The 20,019-nt window shown below is 31.2% G+C and carries 20 protein-coding genes; all 20 read right to left on the bottom strand.

All coding sequences use genetic code 11. The annotated features are described in order from the left end of the window. Positions 1-2 precede the first annotated feature (2 nt). A complete protein-coding gene (locus tag BQ5344_RS06670) occupies positions 3-1,382 on the bottom strand; it encodes a V-type ATP synthase subunit B (protein ID WP_021769345.1) in 1,380 nt (459 codons plus the stop codon). Next, complete coding sequence (locus BQ5344_RS06665; protein ID WP_083378217.1) at positions 1,375-3,150, bottom strand: V-type ATP synthase subunit A; 1,776 nt, start codon at positions 3,148-3,150, stop codon at positions 1,375-1,377. The genes BQ5344_RS06670 and BQ5344_RS06665 overlap by 8 nt, the downstream gene beginning before the upstream one ends. A 17-nt stretch (positions 3,151-3,167) precedes the next feature. Then, positions 3,168-3,476: a V-type ATP synthase subunit F gene (locus BQ5344_RS06660; protein ID WP_071125502.1), complete on the bottom strand. Its 309-nt coding sequence runs from the start codon at positions 3,474-3,476 to the stop codon at positions 3,168-3,170. Continuing rightward, positions 3,469-4,467, bottom strand: a complete 999-nt coding sequence (locus tag BQ5344_RS06655; RefSeq protein WP_071124662.1) for a V-type ATP synthase subunit C — start codon at positions 4,465-4,467, stop codon at positions 3,469-3,471. Before BQ5344_RS06655 ends, BQ5344_RS06660 begins: the two co-directional genes overlap by 8 nt. A 93-nt stretch (positions 4,468-4,560) precedes the next feature. Continuing rightward, positions 4,561-5,112: a V-type ATP synthase subunit E gene (locus tag BQ5344_RS06650; RefSeq protein ID WP_071124661.1), complete on the bottom strand. Its 552-nt coding sequence runs from the start codon at positions 5,110-5,112 to the stop codon at positions 4,561-4,563. A 46-nt stretch (positions 5,113-5,158) separates the two neighbouring features. Then, the gene (locus BQ5344_RS06645; RefSeq protein WP_006803739.1) at positions 5,159-5,632 is read right to left on the bottom strand and encodes a V-type ATP synthase subunit K; all 474 of its coding nucleotides are present in this window, start codon (positions 5,630-5,632) and stop codon (positions 5,159-5,161) included. A gap of 66 nt (positions 5,633-5,698) precedes the next feature. Further along, positions 5,699-7,672, bottom strand: a complete 1,974-nt coding sequence (locus BQ5344_RS06640; RefSeq protein ID WP_071124660.1) for a V-type ATP synthase subunit I — start codon at positions 7,670-7,672, stop codon at positions 5,699-5,701. Next, positions 7,672-7,983, bottom strand: a complete 312-nt coding sequence (locus BQ5344_RS06635; RefSeq protein WP_071124659.1) for a hypothetical protein — start codon at positions 7,981-7,983, stop codon at positions 7,672-7,674. The genes BQ5344_RS06640 and BQ5344_RS06635 overlap by 1 nt, the downstream gene beginning before the upstream one ends. 339 nt (positions 7,984-8,322) lie before the next feature. After that, complete coding sequence (locus tag BQ5344_RS06630) at positions 8,323-8,742, bottom strand: hypothetical protein (protein WP_021769338.1); 420 nt, start codon at positions 8,740-8,742, stop codon at positions 8,323-8,325. Between the two features lie 6 nt (positions 8,743-8,748). After that, positions 8,749-9,675: a 16S rRNA (cytosine(1402)-N(4))-methyltransferase RsmH gene (gene rsmH, locus BQ5344_RS06625; protein WP_071124658.1), complete on the bottom strand. Its 927-nt coding sequence runs from the start codon at positions 9,673-9,675 to the stop codon at positions 8,749-8,751. A 295-nt stretch (positions 9,676-9,970) separates the two neighbouring features. Beyond that, complete coding sequence (locus BQ5344_RS06620) at positions 9,971-10,534, bottom strand: DJ-1 family glyoxalase III (protein ID WP_071124657.1); 564 nt, start codon at positions 10,532-10,534, stop codon at positions 9,971-9,973. Between the two features lie 179 nt (positions 10,535-10,713). Beyond that, entirely contained in the window at positions 10,714-12,417 is a 1,704-nt protein-coding gene (ptsP, locus tag BQ5344_RS06615) for a phosphoenolpyruvate--protein phosphotransferase (RefSeq protein WP_021769335.1), read from the bottom strand. Between the two features lie 50 nt (positions 12,418-12,467). Continuing rightward, complete coding sequence (locus tag BQ5344_RS06610; RefSeq protein ID WP_021769334.1) at positions 12,468-13,229, bottom strand: ankyrin repeat domain-containing protein; 762 nt, start codon at positions 13,227-13,229, stop codon at positions 12,468-12,470. Between the two features lie 166 nt (positions 13,230-13,395). Beyond that, complete coding sequence (recR, locus tag BQ5344_RS06605) at positions 13,396-13,992, bottom strand: recombination mediator RecR (protein ID WP_071124656.1); 597 nt, start codon at positions 13,990-13,992, stop codon at positions 13,396-13,398. A gap of 175 nt (positions 13,993-14,167) precedes the next feature. Next, a complete protein-coding gene (gene pykF / locus BQ5344_RS06600) occupies positions 14,168-15,595 on the bottom strand; it encodes a pyruvate kinase PykF (RefSeq protein ID WP_021769332.1) in 1,428 nt (475 codons plus the stop codon). Between the two features lie 108 nt (positions 15,596-15,703). After that, positions 15,704-16,666, bottom strand: coding sequence for a 6-phosphofructokinase (gene pfkA, locus BQ5344_RS06595; protein WP_021769331.1), 963 nt, complete (start codon positions 16,664-16,666; stop codon positions 15,704-15,706). 175 nt (positions 16,667-16,841) lie between these two features. After that, on the bottom strand, positions 16,842-18,071 hold the full coding sequence (locus tag BQ5344_RS06590; RefSeq protein WP_071124655.1) for a DUF4272 domain-containing protein: 1,230 nt from the start codon (positions 18,069-18,071) through the stop codon (positions 16,842-16,844). Between the two features lie 25 nt (positions 18,072-18,096). Further along, entirely contained in the window at positions 18,097-18,525 is a 429-nt protein-coding gene (locus BQ5344_RS06585) for a hypothetical protein (protein ID WP_021769329.1), read from the bottom strand. Between the two features lie 37 nt (positions 18,526-18,562). Further along, a complete protein-coding gene (locus tag BQ5344_RS06580; RefSeq protein WP_071124654.1) occupies positions 18,563-19,063 on the bottom strand; it encodes an NUDIX hydrolase in 501 nt (166 codons plus the stop codon). Positions 19,064-19,094: 31 nt separating this feature from the next. After that, on the bottom strand, positions 19,095-19,871 hold the full coding sequence (locus tag BQ5344_RS06575) for a histidinol-phosphatase (RefSeq protein WP_071124653.1): 777 nt from the start codon (positions 19,869-19,871) through the stop codon (positions 19,095-19,097). Positions 19,872-20,019: the final 148 nt, after the last annotated feature.

Here is a 20,019-nt window from a genome sequence, read left to right as displayed (position 1 = left end):
GTCTATTCATCTCCTGCAGGCAAATATTTTTCCAAATATTCGTCTCTAATTCTTTTCAACTCTGTTCTTGGTAATATTTTTAGTAAATCCCATCCTAAATTTAAAGTGTCTTCAATAGTTCTGTTATTGTCAAACCCTTGAGCTACATATTGCTCTTCAAATGCAGTTGTAAATTTAACAAACGCCTTATCAGTTTCAGACAATGCTGATTCCCCTAGGATTACAGCCAGCTCCTTAGCTTCCTTACCAGTTGCATAAGCCGCAAATAATTGGTTCATTGTATCTGCATGATCTTCTCTAGTTTTTCCTTTTCCAATTCCTTTATCCTTCAATCTTGAAAGTGATGGTAAAACATTTATTGGAGGCATTAAGTTCTGTTTGTATAAATCTCTTGACAAGATTATTTGCCCCTCTGTAATATATCCAGTCAAATCTGGAATTGGATGTGTCTTATCATCTTCTGGCATTGTTAAAATAGGTATTTGCGTAATTGATCCTTCACGCCCTTTAATTCTTCCTGCTCTTTCATAAATTGTGGATAAGTCAGTATACAAGTATCCAGGGTATCCTCTTCTTCCAGGAACTTCTTTTCTTGCCGCCGAAACTTCCCTTAATGCTTCACAATAGTTAGTCAAGTCAGTCAAGATTACAAGTACGTGCATTCCTTTTTCAAATGCCAAGTATTCTGCACAAGTAAGTGCCATTTTTGGTGTAGACAAACGTTCAATTGCAGGATCGTTAGCCAAGTTCATAAATAATACCGCCCTGTCAATTGCTCCTGTTTTTACAAAATCTTCCGTAAATGTCTGAGCTTCTTCAAACGTGATTCCAATCGCTCCAAATACCACCGCAAATTTTGAATCTGTTCCCAAAACTTTTGCCTGTCTTGCGATTTGAAGTGCTAATTCTGCATGTGGAAGCCCTGAACCAGAGAAAATTGGTAATTTTTGCCCTCTAACAAGGGTGTTTAGTCCATCAATCGCAGAAACTCCCGTTTGAATAAATTCTGACGGATAATCACGTGCAACTGGATTTATAGCCGTTCCATTTATATCCAATGTTTTTTCAGGAATTATTTTTGGTCCATTATCTTTTGGTCGACCCAATCCATCAAATACACGCCCTATCATATCTTCTGATACTCCAAGCGACAAAGGTCTACCCAAAAATCTTACTTTTGAATCCTTTAAATTAATTCCAGCCGAATTTTCAAATAACTGTACTACGGCCTTATCGCCATTTACTTCAAGCACACGTCCACGACGAAGCTCACCGTTTTGTGTTTCAATTTCAACAAGTTCCTCGTATTTTATTCCTTCAACACCTTCAACAACCATCAACGGCCCTACTATTTCCTTGATAGTTTTATATTCCTTAAGCATTTGCTACACCTCCTTTATTTACAAGTTCATCAATTTCTTTTTCCAATTCTTTTGCTATTTCTTCAATTTTATCTAACTCTGCCTCAGGTAAATATTTTGCTCTTGCGATTCTTTCTCTTACAGGCATTGCAACGATTTCATTTAAATAAGCTCCATTTTCAAGTCCTCTTAATCCCTCATCATAGAATTTCAATACTATATCAAGCATTTTATCCTGTTTTTCAAGCGAAGTATAAGTATCTGACTCCATAAATGCATTTTGCTGCAAGTAATCTTCCCTTATCGATTTTGCAATTTCCAGTTTAAGCTGATCTTTTTCTGACAAAGTATCCTTACCAACCAGTCTAACTATTTCCTGTAGACTGTTTTCTTCTTGTAATAATGAAATTGCACGTGCTCTATTTTTAGAAAATTTAGACCCTACATTCTGATCCATCCAGTTATCAACTTTTCCTTGATACAATGAGTATGAATTTAACCAGTTAATTGCTGGGAAGTGACGTCTATACGCTAGATTTGCATCTAATCCCCAGAATACCTTAACAATACGAAGTGTTGCTTGTGATACTGGCTCTGAAATATCTCCACCTGGAGGAGAAACCGCTCCGATAACTGTAAGTGCTCCTTCTCGTCCATCTTGTCCAAGACAAATTACTTTCCCCGCTCTTTCATAAAACTCAGCAGCTCTTGAACCTAGATACGCTGGGTATCCTTCATCTCCTGGCATTTCTTCAAGCCGTCCAGACATTTCCCTAAGAGCTTCTGCCCATCTTGAAGTGGAATCCGCCATTATTGCAACAGAGTATCCCATATCTCTAAAATATTCTGCAATTGTAATTCCAGTATAAATACTAGCTTCTCTGGCTGCAACTGGCATATTTGAAGTATTTGCTATAAGTACAGTTCTTTTCATTAGTGATTGTCCTGTTTTTGGATCTATTATTTCTGGAAATTCCATAAGAACGTCTGTCATCTCATTTCCACGCTCTCCGCATCCTACATAAACTATAATTTCAGCATCTGCCCATTTAGCCATTTGGTGCTGCACAACGGTTTTTCCAGATCCAAAAGGTCCTGGTACACATGCCGTTCCACCTTTTGTTACAGGAAAGAATGTATCAATTACTCTTTGTCCTGTAATTAGTGGTGCTTCTGGATTTAATTTCTGCTTGTATTTTCTTCCACGTCTTACTGGCCATTTTTGCATCATTTGAACTTCTACCAATTCACCTTTTTCTGTTTCAATAACTGCAATTGTATCAACTACTGTGTAGCTTCCACTTTTAATAGTTTTCAAAGTTCCTTTAATTCCTGCTGGAACCATAATTTTATGGCTTACAACAGAAGTTTCCTGAACAGTTCCAAGGATATCTCCAGTTTCAACTTCTGCTCCAGTAGATAAAACAGGCTCAAATTCCCATTTTTTATCTCTATTTAAAGGATTTACTTCTACCCCTTTATCCAAAAAATCTCCTGCTATTTCCTGATATTCCTTTAGTGGACGCTGAATTCCATCAAACATCGCTTCAATAAGTCCAGGTCCCAATTCAACACTCAAAGGCTCTCCAGTTGTAAAAACCTCTTCTCCTGGACCAATTCCAGATGTTTCTTCATATACTTGAATAGAAGCCTGATCGCCTCTCATTTCAATAATTTCACCTATCAATTTTTTCTCTGAAACTCTTACCACATCATATACATTGGCATTTTCCATACCTTCTGCAACAACAAGAGGTCCAGATACTTTTATTATTCTTCCTGTTTTCAATGAATTTCTCCTTTCATCTAAAATATATTAGATCCTATCGCTTTTTCAACGTACTCATCTATCTTTTTAAGCCCTATCCCCAAACTTCCTTGATTATTCGGAATCAAAATAACAGCTGGAAATACTTCACGATTGTATCTTTCAATAGTACTTTCTACCATAACTGCAACTTGCTCTGTTACAAAGATAATACCATAGTTATTACTTGCCATTTCATCTATTGTACTTCTTGCTTCTTCTTTTGTAATAACTGGATACACGTCAATTCCCAATGCTTTAAATGATAAAATAGAATCTTTATCTCCAACTACACCTATTTTATGCATAAGTTTCACGCAACCTTTCTCTTATTTTATCCGAACTTATATTGTTTATCTTGCTTACCATTATCATTCTTATTGCATTAATTTCACGCTCTTTTGCAACTAGATATGTAAATAATGGCTCTGGTCCAAATACAACATATTTTGATTCTTTATTTAATTCCATCAAGTAATTATCAGAAATTTTTTCAAGTTCTGATAATCTTTTTGTTTCACTAAATACTTCTAGTCCTTTTGTTAGATATATTCCCAATTTTTCCTTCTTGAACTTATTCAAAATAGTATCTGTATTGTCATTTATTGACTCAACAATTTTATTTTTTGAAATTGTCCCACCTTCAAAAATAACAGTTTCCAGAAATCTTGCATCACGATTTTGTTTTTTCACTCTAAATAAAGTTATCATATTTTGAAAATCAATCAGTCCTTCAACATAATCAGTAATAACTTTCACATCAATTTCTCTTGATAGTCTTGATAAATTTTTAAAATAATGTTTATCTACGAGTATATCAATTCTTTGGGGATCATGATTTTCTTCAAAGTCCTTCTGTACTTCGTTAATCGCATCCAAAATTTCCTGTGGCAAATCATTGCTTTGCAATTCAAATTTTGTCTTAAATTTCCCAGCATCAATCGTCCCAGCCTGCATAAGCAGACTTGAAAAATCTTTTCCTGTTATTTTACTTTTTAATAATACCTTTAGATTATGATAATCATATTTAAGAGATAAAATATCAACAATTGCAGTATTTTTAACCATACTTCTTACAATGGAAAAAACACGTTCTGTTTCTCTTTTCAGTATTGTTTCATAATCTTGACTGCCTTGAATATCAGCCATATCTTGAGAATATTCCGTTTCTCCCAATAATTTTAGCACTTCTTCGGGAGTTTCGGCTTCTATCATACGTTCTAGCCTATTTCTAGTCAAAAGCCTCTTTTCAAGTACTCTAATAGTTACGACACTTTGTCCGTAATCCATTCTATCCATTTTTTTCTCCCTTGTTTACAAATTCCAGTTAATTATAAAATTTATTTTGTAAAAGAAAATATAAAACTTAAATTTCTATAAATTTTATTTACATTATGAAAAAAGAAGCTTGGAAATTTCAACTTCCAGTTCATCTCTCATAAAATCCAGTTTCACTTCAAAAGTGTAATTTTCCTGAATGCCATTTTCTTCAATAATAAATCCCGAAGTTACAAACTCATCTTCCTTAACTTTTGCAGTTGAAAACTCTTGTTTCACTTTATCTGCAAATTCTTTTTTTACAATTAACTCTTTTCCAGCTATAGAACTTTTATCAATATTCTGATTCAAATAATTAATATAATCACTCTCATTCATATTAACAAGTTTTTCCTTTAATTTATCTATAACTTTGTTAATTACTGTCTGTTTTGCCTTTAATTTTTCATTTCTAGCCTTTAAATTTGCGCTCGACTTAATTCTGTCTGAAAGCAGTTCACGCTCTCTTCTTGCATTTTCAAGCAATGTTTGTTTTTTTGCAATAGCTTTTTTTATTTCCAAATCGTATTTTTGCTTTGCTTTTTCCTCAGCACTTTTTACAATTTTATCGGCTTCCTCTTTAGCATCATTTAATATTTTTGATGTTAAATTATTTAAATTAGACATATTCACTCCTTACCATATTTAAGGGGTATAGCTACCCCTTTTAAAATTAGAATCTTCCTAGTAGCATAATTGATACAACGAATGCCAATAATGCATAAGTTTCAACCATTACTGAGTAAATAATACCTTTTGTATTTTGTTCTTCATTTTTTGCAAGCAAGCTAATACCAGATGCAGCAACTCTTCCTTGTGCGATTGCCGAACCATAACCTGCTATTGCGATTGGTAAACAAGCCATTAAAATTCCTAATCCAGTTTGTAAAGGCATTTCAGGTTTTAATTTTCCTAACACCATAAGTCCAATAACGAATCCATATAACCCTTGTGTTCCTGGTAATAATTGCAATACTAACGATTTACCAAATTTTTCAGGTTCCTCACTCATAAGTCCAGTAGCTACTTCCCCAACGATACCTACACCTTTTGCAGACCCAATACCTGCTAATAATGTCGCTAATGCCGCACCTAATGTCGCCATTACGATTCCTCCATTTTGTACTAAAAATTGTGAAAAATTCATTTTATTTCCTCCTAATTTTTTCTATTTTTTTTTGTTAAATATTTTTACTAAACTTAAATTATAAAATTAATCATCAAGATTTATATATTTATTTTCTGTTCTAAAATCTTTAAATGGTTTTCCTCCACCTTCGTAAAATTTTCCAAAATACTCTACATACATAAGTCTCGAAGTATGAACATAAGCACCTAGAAAAGATAAGAACATATTAAACAAATGTCCTACTATCAGTATTACTGGAATAAAAATCATACCAAACCAATTTCCACCGATCATTCCTGCTATCATATTTATAGCTGACGCAATAAATCCACCAGAAAGCCCCAAAGCCATAAGTCTTGAATAGGATACGAAATCTCCTACATAACTTGAAATTCCATAAAGGCTGTAAAGTCCGCCACCTAATTTTGCACCGACTCCTTTAGCTTCACGTCCACCAGTAAGTACGATTCCAGCCATTCCGGCAATCATTACCCACATTGACACGTTTGCCACAACTGCTGACAAATTCATTAACTTAAATATTAGGAATAACATTCCTCCAATAAGAGCCATATACCAAAACAATACATCATAAACTGCTTCCAATGATTTACCATCTCTAATTAACATATATGCTTTTATTGCCAGTCCAACAAATATATGAACTACACCAAATACAATTGAACCTATCAATAAATCGTTATATTGTGACGCTGGATCTACCAATCTCCACATTCCTGGAATTGTCGCTCCAAAATATGAACCATATAAAAGTCCCCAGAAAATAACAGAAAAACTTAAATAAAAGAAAAACTTAATAGATTTTCTCATTTGAGAACTTAAATTCACTACTTTTAAAACAAACATTGTTGCAAGCAGTAACACAAGCCCATAACCTACATCTGCTCCCATCATTCCAAAAAATAAGATATAAAACGGCGTAAACAGTGGCGTTGGGTCAATTTCATTATATCTTGGATATGCATACATTCCAGTCAAATTTTCAAATGTACTTGCAACTTTTCCATTTTTCAGCTTAATAGGCACTGTCGCATCATCCCTATCCGCATCTGTAAATGTCAAGTAATAATTATCCCCAGCCTCATCTTTTATCACTTTCTCAAATTCACTTACTTTTTCAGTTGGAATCCATCCTTTTATCAAAATAGTATTTTCAGTCTGTGCTAATTTTTCTGATTCAACAATTCTTAACTTTTTATTTTGCATATATTCGTAAACTGCCTGTAAATCAGTCAAATCTTCACTATAAGTTTTAATTTGAGCTTTTAGTCTTCGTTTTTCCTTCTTCAGCTCTGAAATTTCCTTTTGCAGTTCATTTTTATAATCTTGTGGAACTGCATCAATGTCAAGATTTTCCACTGTAAAACTGCTATTTCTAAAAACTTCAGCCAACTTTTCCTTTTCACTTTCATCAATACTTGCAATTACAAGATAATACACTTCATCTTTTACTATTTTCAGCTCTTCATAATAAGTTTTATCAAGCTCAGAAATACCATCGATAAAGCTTCCTTTTAACTTTATCGGTACTGTACCTAAAAATGTATTTACTTTTTTCAAGTTCTTTAATTCTTTAGGATTTACATCTAGTCGTTCCCACAAATCAATTTCATCATAACGCATGTATTTTTTAGAAATTTCGGATTTTATTTGTGAATATTGTGTTCCAATTTTATTCAGTTCAGAAGAAACTTTCTTCCAGTCATAAGTCAATGCTTTTCTTGCCAATTCATCAAATGTATAATTTTCATTTCCATGAATAACATCTCTTAAACGTGTTTTTCTTTCATCATATTTTTTAATAAGAGAAATCGCATTGCTTAACTGATAAAGACGTTCATCAATGTGTGTCAGCTCTTCATTATTTACATATTTAGTAACACCTTCAACAGCATCTTTACTAAGTTCCCCATTTTCATCATGCAACTCAATATCTACAAAATTTACTTCTTTAAATTTTTGAAGTTTCTTTAATACTTTAGCCCTTTGTTCTGCGAAAACAACCAAATCAAACTTGCTCATTTTAACTATTGCCATTATTTCACAATCCTCTCTGCTAATAAATTAACAACTTCATCTATTTTCTTTTCGTCAATTTCAAGAATTTTGTTTACATTTTCTTCTTCACTGCTCAAAAGAGATTTTACTCTTTTTTCAGCATCATCCATTGACTCTTTTTTCAAATTTTCTACTTCAAGATTTGTCTCAGAAATTAGTTTATCGCCGTCATCTTTTATTTTCTGCTCAATATTTTTCAAAACATCTTTTGCCTTTTCATTTGCATCAGCAATAATCTTATCTGATTCACTTTCAGCATCTTTTATTTTTTGTAAAACTTCTTTTGCCAAGATATAACCTCCTTCAAAATTTATTTTTACTTTTTTATAACTATAATAATATTACTTTAAAACAAAACTTCACAACTATGATTACTGCTCTCAAACCTATAATTTACCTTTTTTTATTTAGTAATTATACTCGATTTTTTTAATGTTATATTTCTAAAAACTAAATTTAGGATTGAACAAAATGAACAGAATCTCAAAATTTTCTTAAAATAGTTTTACTATAATTATAACAAAATAAGTTGACTGCTTAGTCATTATATTAATATGTTACCAATTTTTTCAGTTATTGTCAATAAAAAAATATAACACCTGTACTTTTAATGTTATATTTTATTTAGTTTAATTATTCAAATCTATATATATTGGAGAATTTGGAAATTCGAAACCTCTTTCTTTGGCTTTTATTTCCTTAGTTTTTAAATCTTCCTTGTTGACCATTTGAGTATCTAGTAATGCAATTTCTTTTTGTAACATTACTACTTGTTTTTCTTTGGTATTAATTTCTCTTTGTAACTCAGAAATATTAAATGAAACAAAAACACGAAGTAAAGCTACTATTGTTACAATAGCGACATAAATACTAACTATAACTATTACTCTCATATTTAACCCCGCTGTTCTGGAAAGTTTTTTTCTAACTTCTGTAGGAGCTACTATTCTTTCTCTTCTTGCATCTTCTTTTGATCTTGCTGTATTCGTAATTTTTGGAACATCAAGGATTTCCATCTGCATTTTTTTGTTTTTTGAAACACCATTCATAACTGTTTATTCACTCCTTTCAAAAATTCTCAATTTTGCTGAATGTGCCCGATTGTTTTCTTCTAATTCTAATTTTTTAGCAATAATTGGTTTTTTTGTAATTATCTTTCCCAAACTTTTTTTATTACATACACAAATTGGTATATCTTTTGGACAAGTACACGGATCTTCATATTCACGAAATTTTTCCTTTACAATTCTATCTTCCAATGAATGAAAAGTAATTACTAATAACCTACCATTTTTATTAAGTAGTTCTACTGCTTTATCCAATGTTTCGCTCAGTACTTCAAGCTCCTTATTTACAAAAATTCTTATAGCTTGAAATGTTCTTTTGGCAGGATGCCGTTTCATACTTTTTCCTATTGATTTTATAACAATATCCGCAAGTTCCAAGGTTGTTTCGATTGGCTTATTTTTCCTGTATTCTACAATTTTTTTTGCAATTTTACGAGATTTTGGCTCTTCACCGTACTTATAAATAATATCTGCGATTTCCTTTTCAGAAAAATCATTAATAACTTCGTAAGCACTTATTTTTAGGCTACTATCCATACGCATATCTAATCGTGCATCAAATCTATATGAAAAACCTCTTTCGGCATTATCCAGTTGATTTGAGGAAACTCCTATGTCCATAAGTATTCGATCCACTTTTTCAAAGCCTGCAAGATAAACAACTGTATCAATATTTCTAAAATTGTCTTGAAATATCTGCAGTTTATGTCCGTATTTTTCAAGCCTTTTTTTTGCAAACTCAATGGCTTCCATATCCTGATCAATTGCAACAACTTTTGAATTTTCAGAAGAATTTTCTAAAATACCCTCTGTATGCCCACCGCCGCCAAGTGTACAGTCAACATAAACAGCGTCTTTTTTCGTTATTATATTATCAATCACTTCGTCAAACAGCACGGGCTTATGGTATTCCATATTTTCTTCCTTTCTTAGACATTTTTAAAATATACAAATCTAACATTTATAAAACTTTTTAAAACCAATTTTAGAATGTAAACTAATTTCATGCAAACTCCTAAATTTCTAATTTATTTTTGGTTTTATTTTTAAAATTATTTCAAAATAGCTGTATATTGTACTTAAATCAATAGTTTGTAATCTTGTTAATTATCAAATCATTTTATTTCTTTCATAATTACTGAAACATTTTAGCATACTTTTCTTATTTTTTCCATATAACTTTTTAAAATTTATACTTTTATTTACAAATTTATTTATAAACAATCTCATCAGCAATTTTTTCTGCTTCTTTTTTACCCAAAAGTTCACTAATAATTTCAAAGGCAAAATCCAATGCAGTTCCTGCACTTCTGCTCGTTATAATATTGCAATCTGTAACAGCTCTGTCTTTTCCTAACACTGCCTTACCTTTTACCAGTTCATTTTCACACGCTGGAAAACACACCGCATTTTTTCCTTCCAAAATTCCAAGACTAGATAATACCGTAGGTGCCGCACATATTGCCGCAATTTTTTTATTTTCATTGTCTTTTGAAAATTTTAACACATTATCTAACAGTGTCTGTGAATTAAAATAATTTCCGACTCCAGGACCACCAGGCAATATCAGCATATCATATTCAGAAAAATCAATATCATCAATTATCTTATCTGCCAGTATTTTCATTCTTCTCGCACTCTCCACAAGGTTATCCTTTGTGATTGAAACTGTATCTACATTAATCCCTGCCCTTTGAAGCAAATCAATTGGAGTTACTGCTTCAATTTCTTCAAATCCATTTGCCAAAAACACTGCTACTTTTTTATTTTCCATATTTTTACTCCTCAGTTATTATACTTATTATTTTTTAGAAATAAAATCTAATATCGAATAAAATTATGGTTTAAACAATTTTTTCGTTTGTCTTCAAAATAATTTTATTCTAAAATAATAATCCCGATTTTAAGGCAAAAAAGGCTAAGAAACTAACTAGCCTTTTTTGTTATAATTTATTATACTTTTGCTACAACTTCTTCAGGTGTATCTTGTTGTAAAATTAAATCTCTGAATTTTTTCGCATCTGCATAATTACTGTTTCTAATTATTTTCTTAACAGTTAATCCTGATGATGCACTCATACTAAATGAATCAAGCCCCATTCCTAACAATAATTTAGTTGCTCTTTTATCTCCAGCAAATTCTCCACACATACTAACATTTATATTTGCTCCATGTGCAGCATCAATTACTTTTTGAATAGCTTCTAATACCGCAGGGTTAAATGAGTTGTATAAGTTTGCAACCATTTCATTTCCTCTATCTACTGCTAAGAAATATTGTGTCAAGTCATTAGTTCCTATTGAGAAGAAATCAACTTCTTTTGCAAATTTGTAAGCAATAATAGCTGTTGAAGGAGTTTCAACCATTATTCCCACTTTTATATTTCTATCATAGATTTTTCCAATTTCATCAAGTTCTCTCTTACATTCTTCCAAAATAGCATTTGCTTTTCTTATTTCATTAATTGAACTAATCATTGGATACATAATTTTGATTTGTCCATATTGAGATGCTCTTAAAATCGCTTTTAACTGAGTTTTGAACATATCTTTATTTTCTAGCGAAATTCTGATTGCTCTATATCCTAAGAATGGATTTAATTCTTTTGGTAAATCTAAATATGGTAATTCTTTATCTCCACCAATATCCATTGTTCTTATTGTTACAGGTTTTCCTTGCATTTTTTCAGCAACCACTCTGTATGCTTGATATTGTTCCTCTTCTGTTGGGAAGTGATCAGAGTTCATAAATAAAAATTCTGTTCTATATAATCCAATTCCTGTTGCTCCTGACTCAATTACAGCATCAACATCATTAGGGCTTCCAATATTTCCCCAAATATCAACTTTTCTACCATCAAGAGTAACTGCATCTTCATGAATTAATTTTTTCAATTCTTCTTTTTCTTTTCTTATCGCTTCTTGTTTTTTAATATACTCATTTACCAAATCTTCAGATGGTTCCAGGTATAATTCTCCAGTTTCTCCATCCATAACAACAACTTCACCATCTTTTACTTCATCAAGTATTCCTTTTACCCCAACTACTGCAGGTAATTCAAGTGATCTTGCCATGATTGCAGAGTGAGCTGTTTTTCCTCCAATTTCTGTAATAAATCCTATACAGTTTTCCAAATCCAATTGAGCTGTATCAGATGGAGTCAAGTCTTCAGTTACAACAATTGTTCCTGGCTCTAAGTTACTCAAGTCATGAATTTTCATTCCTAACAAGTTCTTAAGCCATCTTTTACCTATATCTTGTAAATCAGCGGCTCTTTCTCTTAGGTATGGATCATCTAATTGTGAAATCATATCACAATATTCATTAATTCCATCGTGTAACGCTTTTGCAGCTGGAAGTCCTTCTCCTTTAATTTTATCTTCAACTTCCATAATCAAATCTTCATCTTCAAGAAGCATAATATGACCATCAAAAATTGCTGCTTTATCTTCCCCCATTTTCTCTTTTACTTTTTCTCTGATTGCAATTAATTGAGTTTTAGACTGTTTCAATCCAGCTTGCAATTTTGCCAATTCAGACTCAATTGTTGAATCTGCCTCTTTTGTTTGCGGAATAACAATCTCCTCTGCGATAAAAAGTAATACTTTACCTATAGATACTCCCTCTGAAGCACCAATTCCTGTCATTCTTTTCATTGTTTTCTCCTCTATATATAAATTTTTTTATTACAAACAAATTCAAAAAACTATAATCTACCTCTATTAGCCTTTATGTAATCCCTCAGCATTTTTACAATTTCACCTTTTCCAAATTTTGTTGCCATATCCATTGGGGTTCCACCATGCTTATCTGTAATTGTGGGATTTGCTCCATGTTCCAACAACATTTTGACAATTCTGGAATTAGCTTTTAATGTTGCATCTTGGAGTGGAGTCCATCCATCCGCATCACTTCCAACATTTGCAAGTCTTGCATCTTTTTTTAACAATATTTCCACTGCTTCGGCATTTTCATAATATGCTGCTGTTCCAAGTGTAGTTCTATTAAAAATTGGATGTTTTTCATATAAATCTGCACCATTTTCAATAAGAAGCTTCAAAATTTCATTATTTTTAGCTTCAATGGCTACAATAATTGGTGTATATCCATCCTTGGTTTTTGCATTTACATCAACCAATTCACCATTTCCTTGAAACAATAATGCTTCATCTAAATTTACACCGTACACTCCTTCTTTTCGATTTGCAAACTGGTCTTTTATTTTTTCTCTATTATTAATATTATCTTTAGTTGCAAGATAAAATCTAACAAATTTATTATTATGTCCACGTATAGCATCCAATACTGATTTTATTAGTTTTTCCTGTTTTTCTTCACCTCTTATCTTTTGTACTAGATTTTCTCCAGTATTATATTTAAAAGTTACAGGAAATAGTATTTGATAAAAAAATACAAAAAACATAATAACAATTATTTTAAAATTTTTAAATAAAAAAAACTTGTTCACTTTTTATACCTCACTATATTTAATATTATACCATATCATTTTAAAAGTGCAAATATTTTTTCAGTTTTTTCCAATTTATAACAATATTTATATAAAATTAAAATTAGAAGTTATGCTCATTTTAGGCAATTTCTAAATTTTTTCATAAATTCCTAAACTATAAATATTAATCTATATCATCTACATTAATTCTTCCTTCCAGTGATCTTCCCAGTGTTGCCATATCTGTATATTCAATATTTCCTCCCATTGGAATTCCACTGGCGATTTTTGAAATTTTTATATTTTTATCTTTTAAGAATTTTGTTAAATAAAGACTTGTTGTTTCCCCTTCTAAATCAGGATTTAAGGCAAGTATAACTTCTTTTATACTCCCATCCAGCCTTCTTATCAATTTTCTCAAATTCAAATCTTCGATAGTAATTCCATTTAGTGGATCAATTTTTCCGCCAAGCACATGATAGAGCCCATTGTATGTTTCTGATTTTTCAAAGGCAATTACATCTCTTACTCCTTCAACAACACAGATTACTTCCGTATCTCTTTTCTCATTAGCACAAATCTCACAAATATCATTTTCCGATAAATTTCCACAAATTTCACAATGTTTAATATTCGTATGTGAATCTTTTATTATTTCAAGCATTCTGTCAATATCAGCTTCGCTTTTTTCAAGCATATCAAACGCAATTCTTGCTGCACTTTTTCTCCCAATTCCTGGTAATTTTGCAAAAACATCTATCAAATCATCAAGTTTTTTCACTTTTTTATTCCTTTCCTAAATTCTGCAATCCAATCGTTTTAAGTATATTTCATTAAGTTTAAGTCTATAAAAGTTCTAAGTATATAAACAGAGGGAAAGGCATAAGACCGTTTCCCTCATAAAATATTTATAATTGCTTGTTGTGTGTAGTATGGTTAAATAATCAGATTTTTAATTATTCTCCAACTCTTTCTACTCTAAATGTATTAGTTGTTCCTTCTTTAGAAATTCCAGTTACCATTACCACTAAATCACCTTTTTTAGCTTCTTCATGGTTAGCTGCAATTTCTCTTGCTTTTGCGAAGAAATCATCTGTTTTATCTAATCCTTTTGCTACGTAAGCTCTAACTCCTCTTACTAGTGCCAATTGTCTAGCAGTTTGTTCGTTGTCAGTCAACGCGATAATTGGTACAGTTGGTCCATATTTTCTAATCATTCTTGGTGCTCTACCAGTTTTTGTCCAACATACGATTAATTTAGCATCCAATGCATGAGAAGTACTTACTGCACCACTTGAAATTGCTTCTGTAACAGTAATTTCTGATCCATCTGGAGTTTCGATAGTTTTGAATTTTTTAAATTCGTCTGTTCTTTTTGAGATAGTTGCCATCATTTTAACAGCTTCCACTGGATATTTACCTTTTGCAGATTCTCCTGATAACATAACTGCATCTGTACCATCTAAGATAGCGTTAGCAACGTCTCCAGCTTCTGCTCTTGTAGGACGTGGGTTTCTTATCATTGAATCTAACATTTGTGTTGCTGTAATAACTGGTTTCCCAGCTTTGTTACATTTTCTAATCATCATTTTTTGCATAAACGGAACTTCTTCAGCAGGTACTTCTACTCCTAGATCTCCTCTAGCAACCATGATTGCATCACTTAATTCCAAGATTTCATCAAAGTTATCGACACCTTCTTGGCTTTCGATTTTTGAGATAATATGGATATTTTTTCCACCATTATCATCTAACACTTTTCTTACTTCAGCAACGTCAGATGCTTTTCTTATAAATGAAGCTGCTACAAAGTCAACACCTTGTTCACAACCAAATTTCAAGTCAGCAATATCTTTCTCAGCCAACGCTGGCAATCCAACTGAAACATCTGGCAAGTTTACACCTTTAGTTTCTCCTAATTCTCCAGTGTTTGTAACAACACAGTGAACTTCTCCAGCTGCTTTATCAACACTTTCAACTTTTAATCCAACTAAACCATCATCCAATAAAACTGTTGTTCCTTCATATAAGTCATCAACAATTCCAGGATAAGAAACTGCAAATTTTTCAGCATTTCCAACAAAAGTATAGTCTGTAGTAATTGTTACTTTTTTACCAGTTTCTAATAATACATCTTTTCCATCTTCTAATTTACCAGTTCTGATTTCAGGCCCTTTAGTATCTAATAAAATTCCTACTTCTCTACCTGTTTTTTTCATTACTTCTCTAATATTTTTAATTCTTGCTCCATGTTCTTCAAAATCACCATGTGAAAAGTTTAATCTCATTACGTTCATTCCACTTTCCACTAACTTTGTTAACATTTCAGCACTTTCAGTTTTTGGACCAATGGTACAAACAACTTTAGTCATTTTAATTTTCATTTTTCCTCCTAAAATTTGATTTAAAATTTCATTGCCTTATTATCAATGAATTCTCACTTTGTGTAAGAAATTTCATTTATTTTAAAAAAATCAGTCTTTCATTAACAATTATAATGATAATATGTTTGCTATTGCATAATCGGCAACAGATGCTTTTGAATAATTTTCCCAAGCGTAAGATAATTTATGAGTTGTTACTTCTTCACTTTGAATTCCAACCATTAATCCACCTTGTCCTTCTTCAATAAGCTCAACAGCTCTTACTCCTAATCTTGTTGCTAAAATTCTATCAAATGCAGTAGGTGCTCCACCTCTTTGTATATGTCCTAAAATAGTAACTCTTATGCTTGTATCAACTTTTTTGGCTAACTCATCTTTAATTTTCATAACATCTCCTACACCTTCAGCAACAACGATTATATCATATAATTTACCTTCTTCACGTCTTTTTTTAATTACTTCTGATATTTTATCAATAGATGTTTGAGTTTCTGGAATCATAACTCCACTTGCTCCTCCTGCTATTGCAGCATAAAGAGCCAAATCTCCACAGTTTCTTCCCATTACTTCTACTAAATATGTTCTTTCGTGAGAAGTAGCAGTATCTTTCAATTTTGAGATAGCGTCTAATATAATATTTAATGCTGTATCATAACCAACTGTATAGTCTGTTCCAGCTACGTCATTATCAATAGTCCCTGGTATTCCAATTGTTTTAATTCCATGTTCTTCATACAAATAATGTGCTCCATGGAATGAACCATCTCCTCCAATTACAACTAGTCCGTCTATTCCATGTTTTTTCAAATTAGCCGCCGCTTTTGCTCTAACTTCAGGATCTTTAAACTCTGGCAATCTGGCTGATAATAAAATTGTCCCACCTTTATCAGCAATTCCACTTACATCTAACAATGTCAATGGAAAAATTTGATCTTCAAGCATACCTTTGTATCCTCTTCTTATACCATAAACTTCCATTCCTTTGTTTATTGCAGCTTTAGTGACAGCTCTTATCGCTGTATTCATACCTTGTGAATCTCCTCCACTTGTTAAAATTGCGATTTTTTTCATTGTATTTTTTCTCCTTCTATACATATAATTACAAATTTATTAACTTAAAAAAATCTTTATAAATCTTACATTTTTATATTAGCATTTTTAATTTCCATTGTCAAATAATTTTTAAAATTATTTTATTTAAGCCTGTTTTTTTAATGGTTTCAAAATAATCTAGCAATAAGTTTTTTTATGTATGAATTACAATATCATCCATACTTTTTCCATCCTGAACTACCCATTCCACTGCCAACCTACTAAAATATAAAATACTTTCATTTACAATTCTTTCATACCCATTCATTTTTATTTCAACATTTGCCCAGTTTAACCTATATATATAGTCAAGCATATCCATAATTTTATTTTTGGAACGAATCTCACATTTTCTTGCAAATGATTTTAAATTTTCATTTTTTATTCCATTTATTAAAATTGAAATATCACAAAATGTATTAAAATCCTGAAATTCAATATCTATAATTGATAAAACCCATAGTAGCATTTTTGCTGACTCAAGTCTAAAATAAAACTCTGCATTCAAATCCTTATCCTCACTTAAATTTTCAATAAAATCTTTTTCACGCTCTGATAAAACTTGCTTAAACTGGTACTTTTCTTCAAAAACATCTACCATTGCAGCCAACTCTTTTTTACCATTTTCTTTTTTCTCAAGATATGTTTCTGCAGCAAGGCGTGTTACTACTATTGCTACAATTCTTCTTATAATATCCCATTTTTTATATATCTTTACATCTTTTTCAGAGATGCTCACTTCCATTTTTTCATCATAAGGAAGACCGTTTTCTCTCAAAATTTCAATATTTTTTTTCATTCTTTCGGCATCATTGTCAGTCATTTCTATTTCATATTCAAAGAACATTTTATCTGAAAGGGGTGGAATAAAGTCTGAAATCTCCCATTTTTCATTATTCTGAACCATTCTTTTTCTATTATAGTGATAATGTTTCAAATTTTTTTGTATAATAAATTTATAGAATTCCCCTAAAAAAACTGCCAGTTGATCTAATAATTTCCCATTTTCTTTCTCTTCTTCTTTACTTACTGCTTCAAAAATTACAAACAGACTGTTATACTCAAAAAGCTCTTTCTCATCTATATTTTTAAAAGTTTCTGACTTTAATTTTTCCAAAAATATTTCAAGTCCTATTTGCTGTTTAAGAAGAAAATCACGCTTTGGATTTATTAATACTGTAACTTTTCTCCCATCCTTTAAATAAAGAAAAAATTTACTGGTATTTCCAGTTAATTCTTCTCCAGTCTCTGTCGTAATTGTTTCAATTTTATCAGCATTAATTTCCAAAAAGTTTTTTACAAGTTCTTCTTTTGACTTTTCTTTTGAAAAACATATTCCTGATTTTGTTTTTTTCTTTCTTTTAAAAAAATTCCACAGATTCATCTTTTCTCCCTTTCCTAATTTATTTTTATCGCTTAAAATTATCCAGTTCCTTTTCAATAATTGAAACGACTGTTGTTTCTGCAGGTATCATACTCAAAATTTTTTGATACAAATCTTCTCTTTTCTCCCTGCATACTTGTAGGAATAGCAGACATTCTCTTTTTTTTCTCAATCTTAGACTATATCCGTCATTCAGATATATATTGAAGTTTATCGTTCTAAAAGTTCCTTTCTGAATAAGTATTCTTGTTAAAAGACATATTTTTACTTCATCAATATTAAAATAAATTTCTTTCTTTTTTATTCTTTTTATAAAAGTAAATATAAATTCTCCGTCTAGTTCTTCTAAATTTTCCACGTTAAATTTGATTTTTCTCATAGTTATTGCAAAAACTGTATAAACTATATAAAAAATCAATATTATGACAGGTAGTGGCAGATAAAATTTGTTCATACTATCCTCCCTTCGTAAATTTTTACTTACCTAAAAATTATTTTTTATCTTGAAAATACGTTACCGCCAATATTGTTTTCATATCAGTTGACATTTTTGTAATATCCTTCACATTAACCCATACTACTTCCACTTCTTCCCCATGATCAAGTGACTGCTCTATTGGTTTAATATCATCAGATTTTAGTCTCGCACTGAAAAAATACAATCTTTCAGTAGTGTATCCTGGCGATACATACAGTCCTTGTGGCATTTCTTCAATGTCTGTCACATCTTTTTCTAAATACCCAGTTTCCTCTTTCAACTCTCTAAATGCAGCCACTCTAGGCTCCTCATTACCATCAATTAGCCCAGCACAAACTTCAATTTCATAATTTTTTGGCCCTGGTCTGAACTGTTTCACTAAAATTACTTTTTCTTTTGTTTCGTTAAATAACACAAAACAAACTGCATCAGATTTATCTAAATACTCCAAAGTTATCCCTGTGGTAGGATGTATCATTTTTGCACCTTTTAAAAATCTAAAAGTATTATCCATTTTTACCTCCTAAAGTTTATTTTCCTTTTATTTAAAAAATACTCTCAATTACATTTAGCCCAATTTCCTTCGCAAACTCTCTCGCAATTTCCATCTCCCTGTCTTCCATCCTGTTAAAATCGTGTGCATCTGAACCGATTATCGTTCTAACATTATACTGCTTCACAATTTCCCAAAATTCCTTGTACGGATACATGTATCTATCCCAGTCTGGATGTCTTTCAAATGTTTTTCTTATTCCGTTTGCATTCACTTCAAGTGGTACATCCATTTTTTCTGCCGCTTTTGCAATCATATGTGCTGCTTTTTTACAACTTTCATCCCAAGTTCGATAATTTATTACATACAAATCTGGATGTGCAATGTAGCCAAATTTTCCACTTTCTATAGCTTCCACCATAAATTTAGCATACGCCAGAACATCTTCTCCTGTCTGTATCTTCCAAGCATTATAATTTGTACTATCTCCGTCTTTTCTAAAGGCATGCAACCCTAAAACAAGATAATCCAATTTTTCTCTATATTTATCATATTTTTCAATAAATTCTGGAAAATATTCGATTTCTAATGATTTATAAATCTTAATCTTATCTCCGTATTTTTCCTGAGCTTCTTCTATTTCCTTCAAATATCCGTCAAAATCTTCTTCTTTCATTCTATTATTTTCATAATATTCAGACATTGGAGCGTGATCTGAGATTCCAAGTTCAGTATAACCTTCCCTAATTGCAACTTTTACATAATCTTCCACATTTCCAACGGCATGTTCACATCGGTAATTGTGAGTATGAAAATTTGTCTTGTTCATAAGTTTCCCCATTCTATCATTTTCAATTTTTTTCTTTTGTATATTTTACCAATTATTTTGAAAAAAATAAAGGTTTTAAATAAATTTATTTTGTTTTTAGTGAAAATTTTTGATATAATATAGATAAATTATAAATATTTAAGGAGGA

The sequence above is a fragment of the Leptotrichia massiliensis genome, from assembly GCF_900104625.1.
In the GTDB taxonomy this organism is placed as follows: Bacteria; Fusobacteriota; Fusobacteriia; order Fusobacteriales; family Leptotrichiaceae; genus Leptotrichia; species Leptotrichia massiliensis.
The sequence above is the reverse complement of the archived record's forward strand: the minus strand, read 5'-3'. Positions and strand labels throughout refer to the sequence as shown.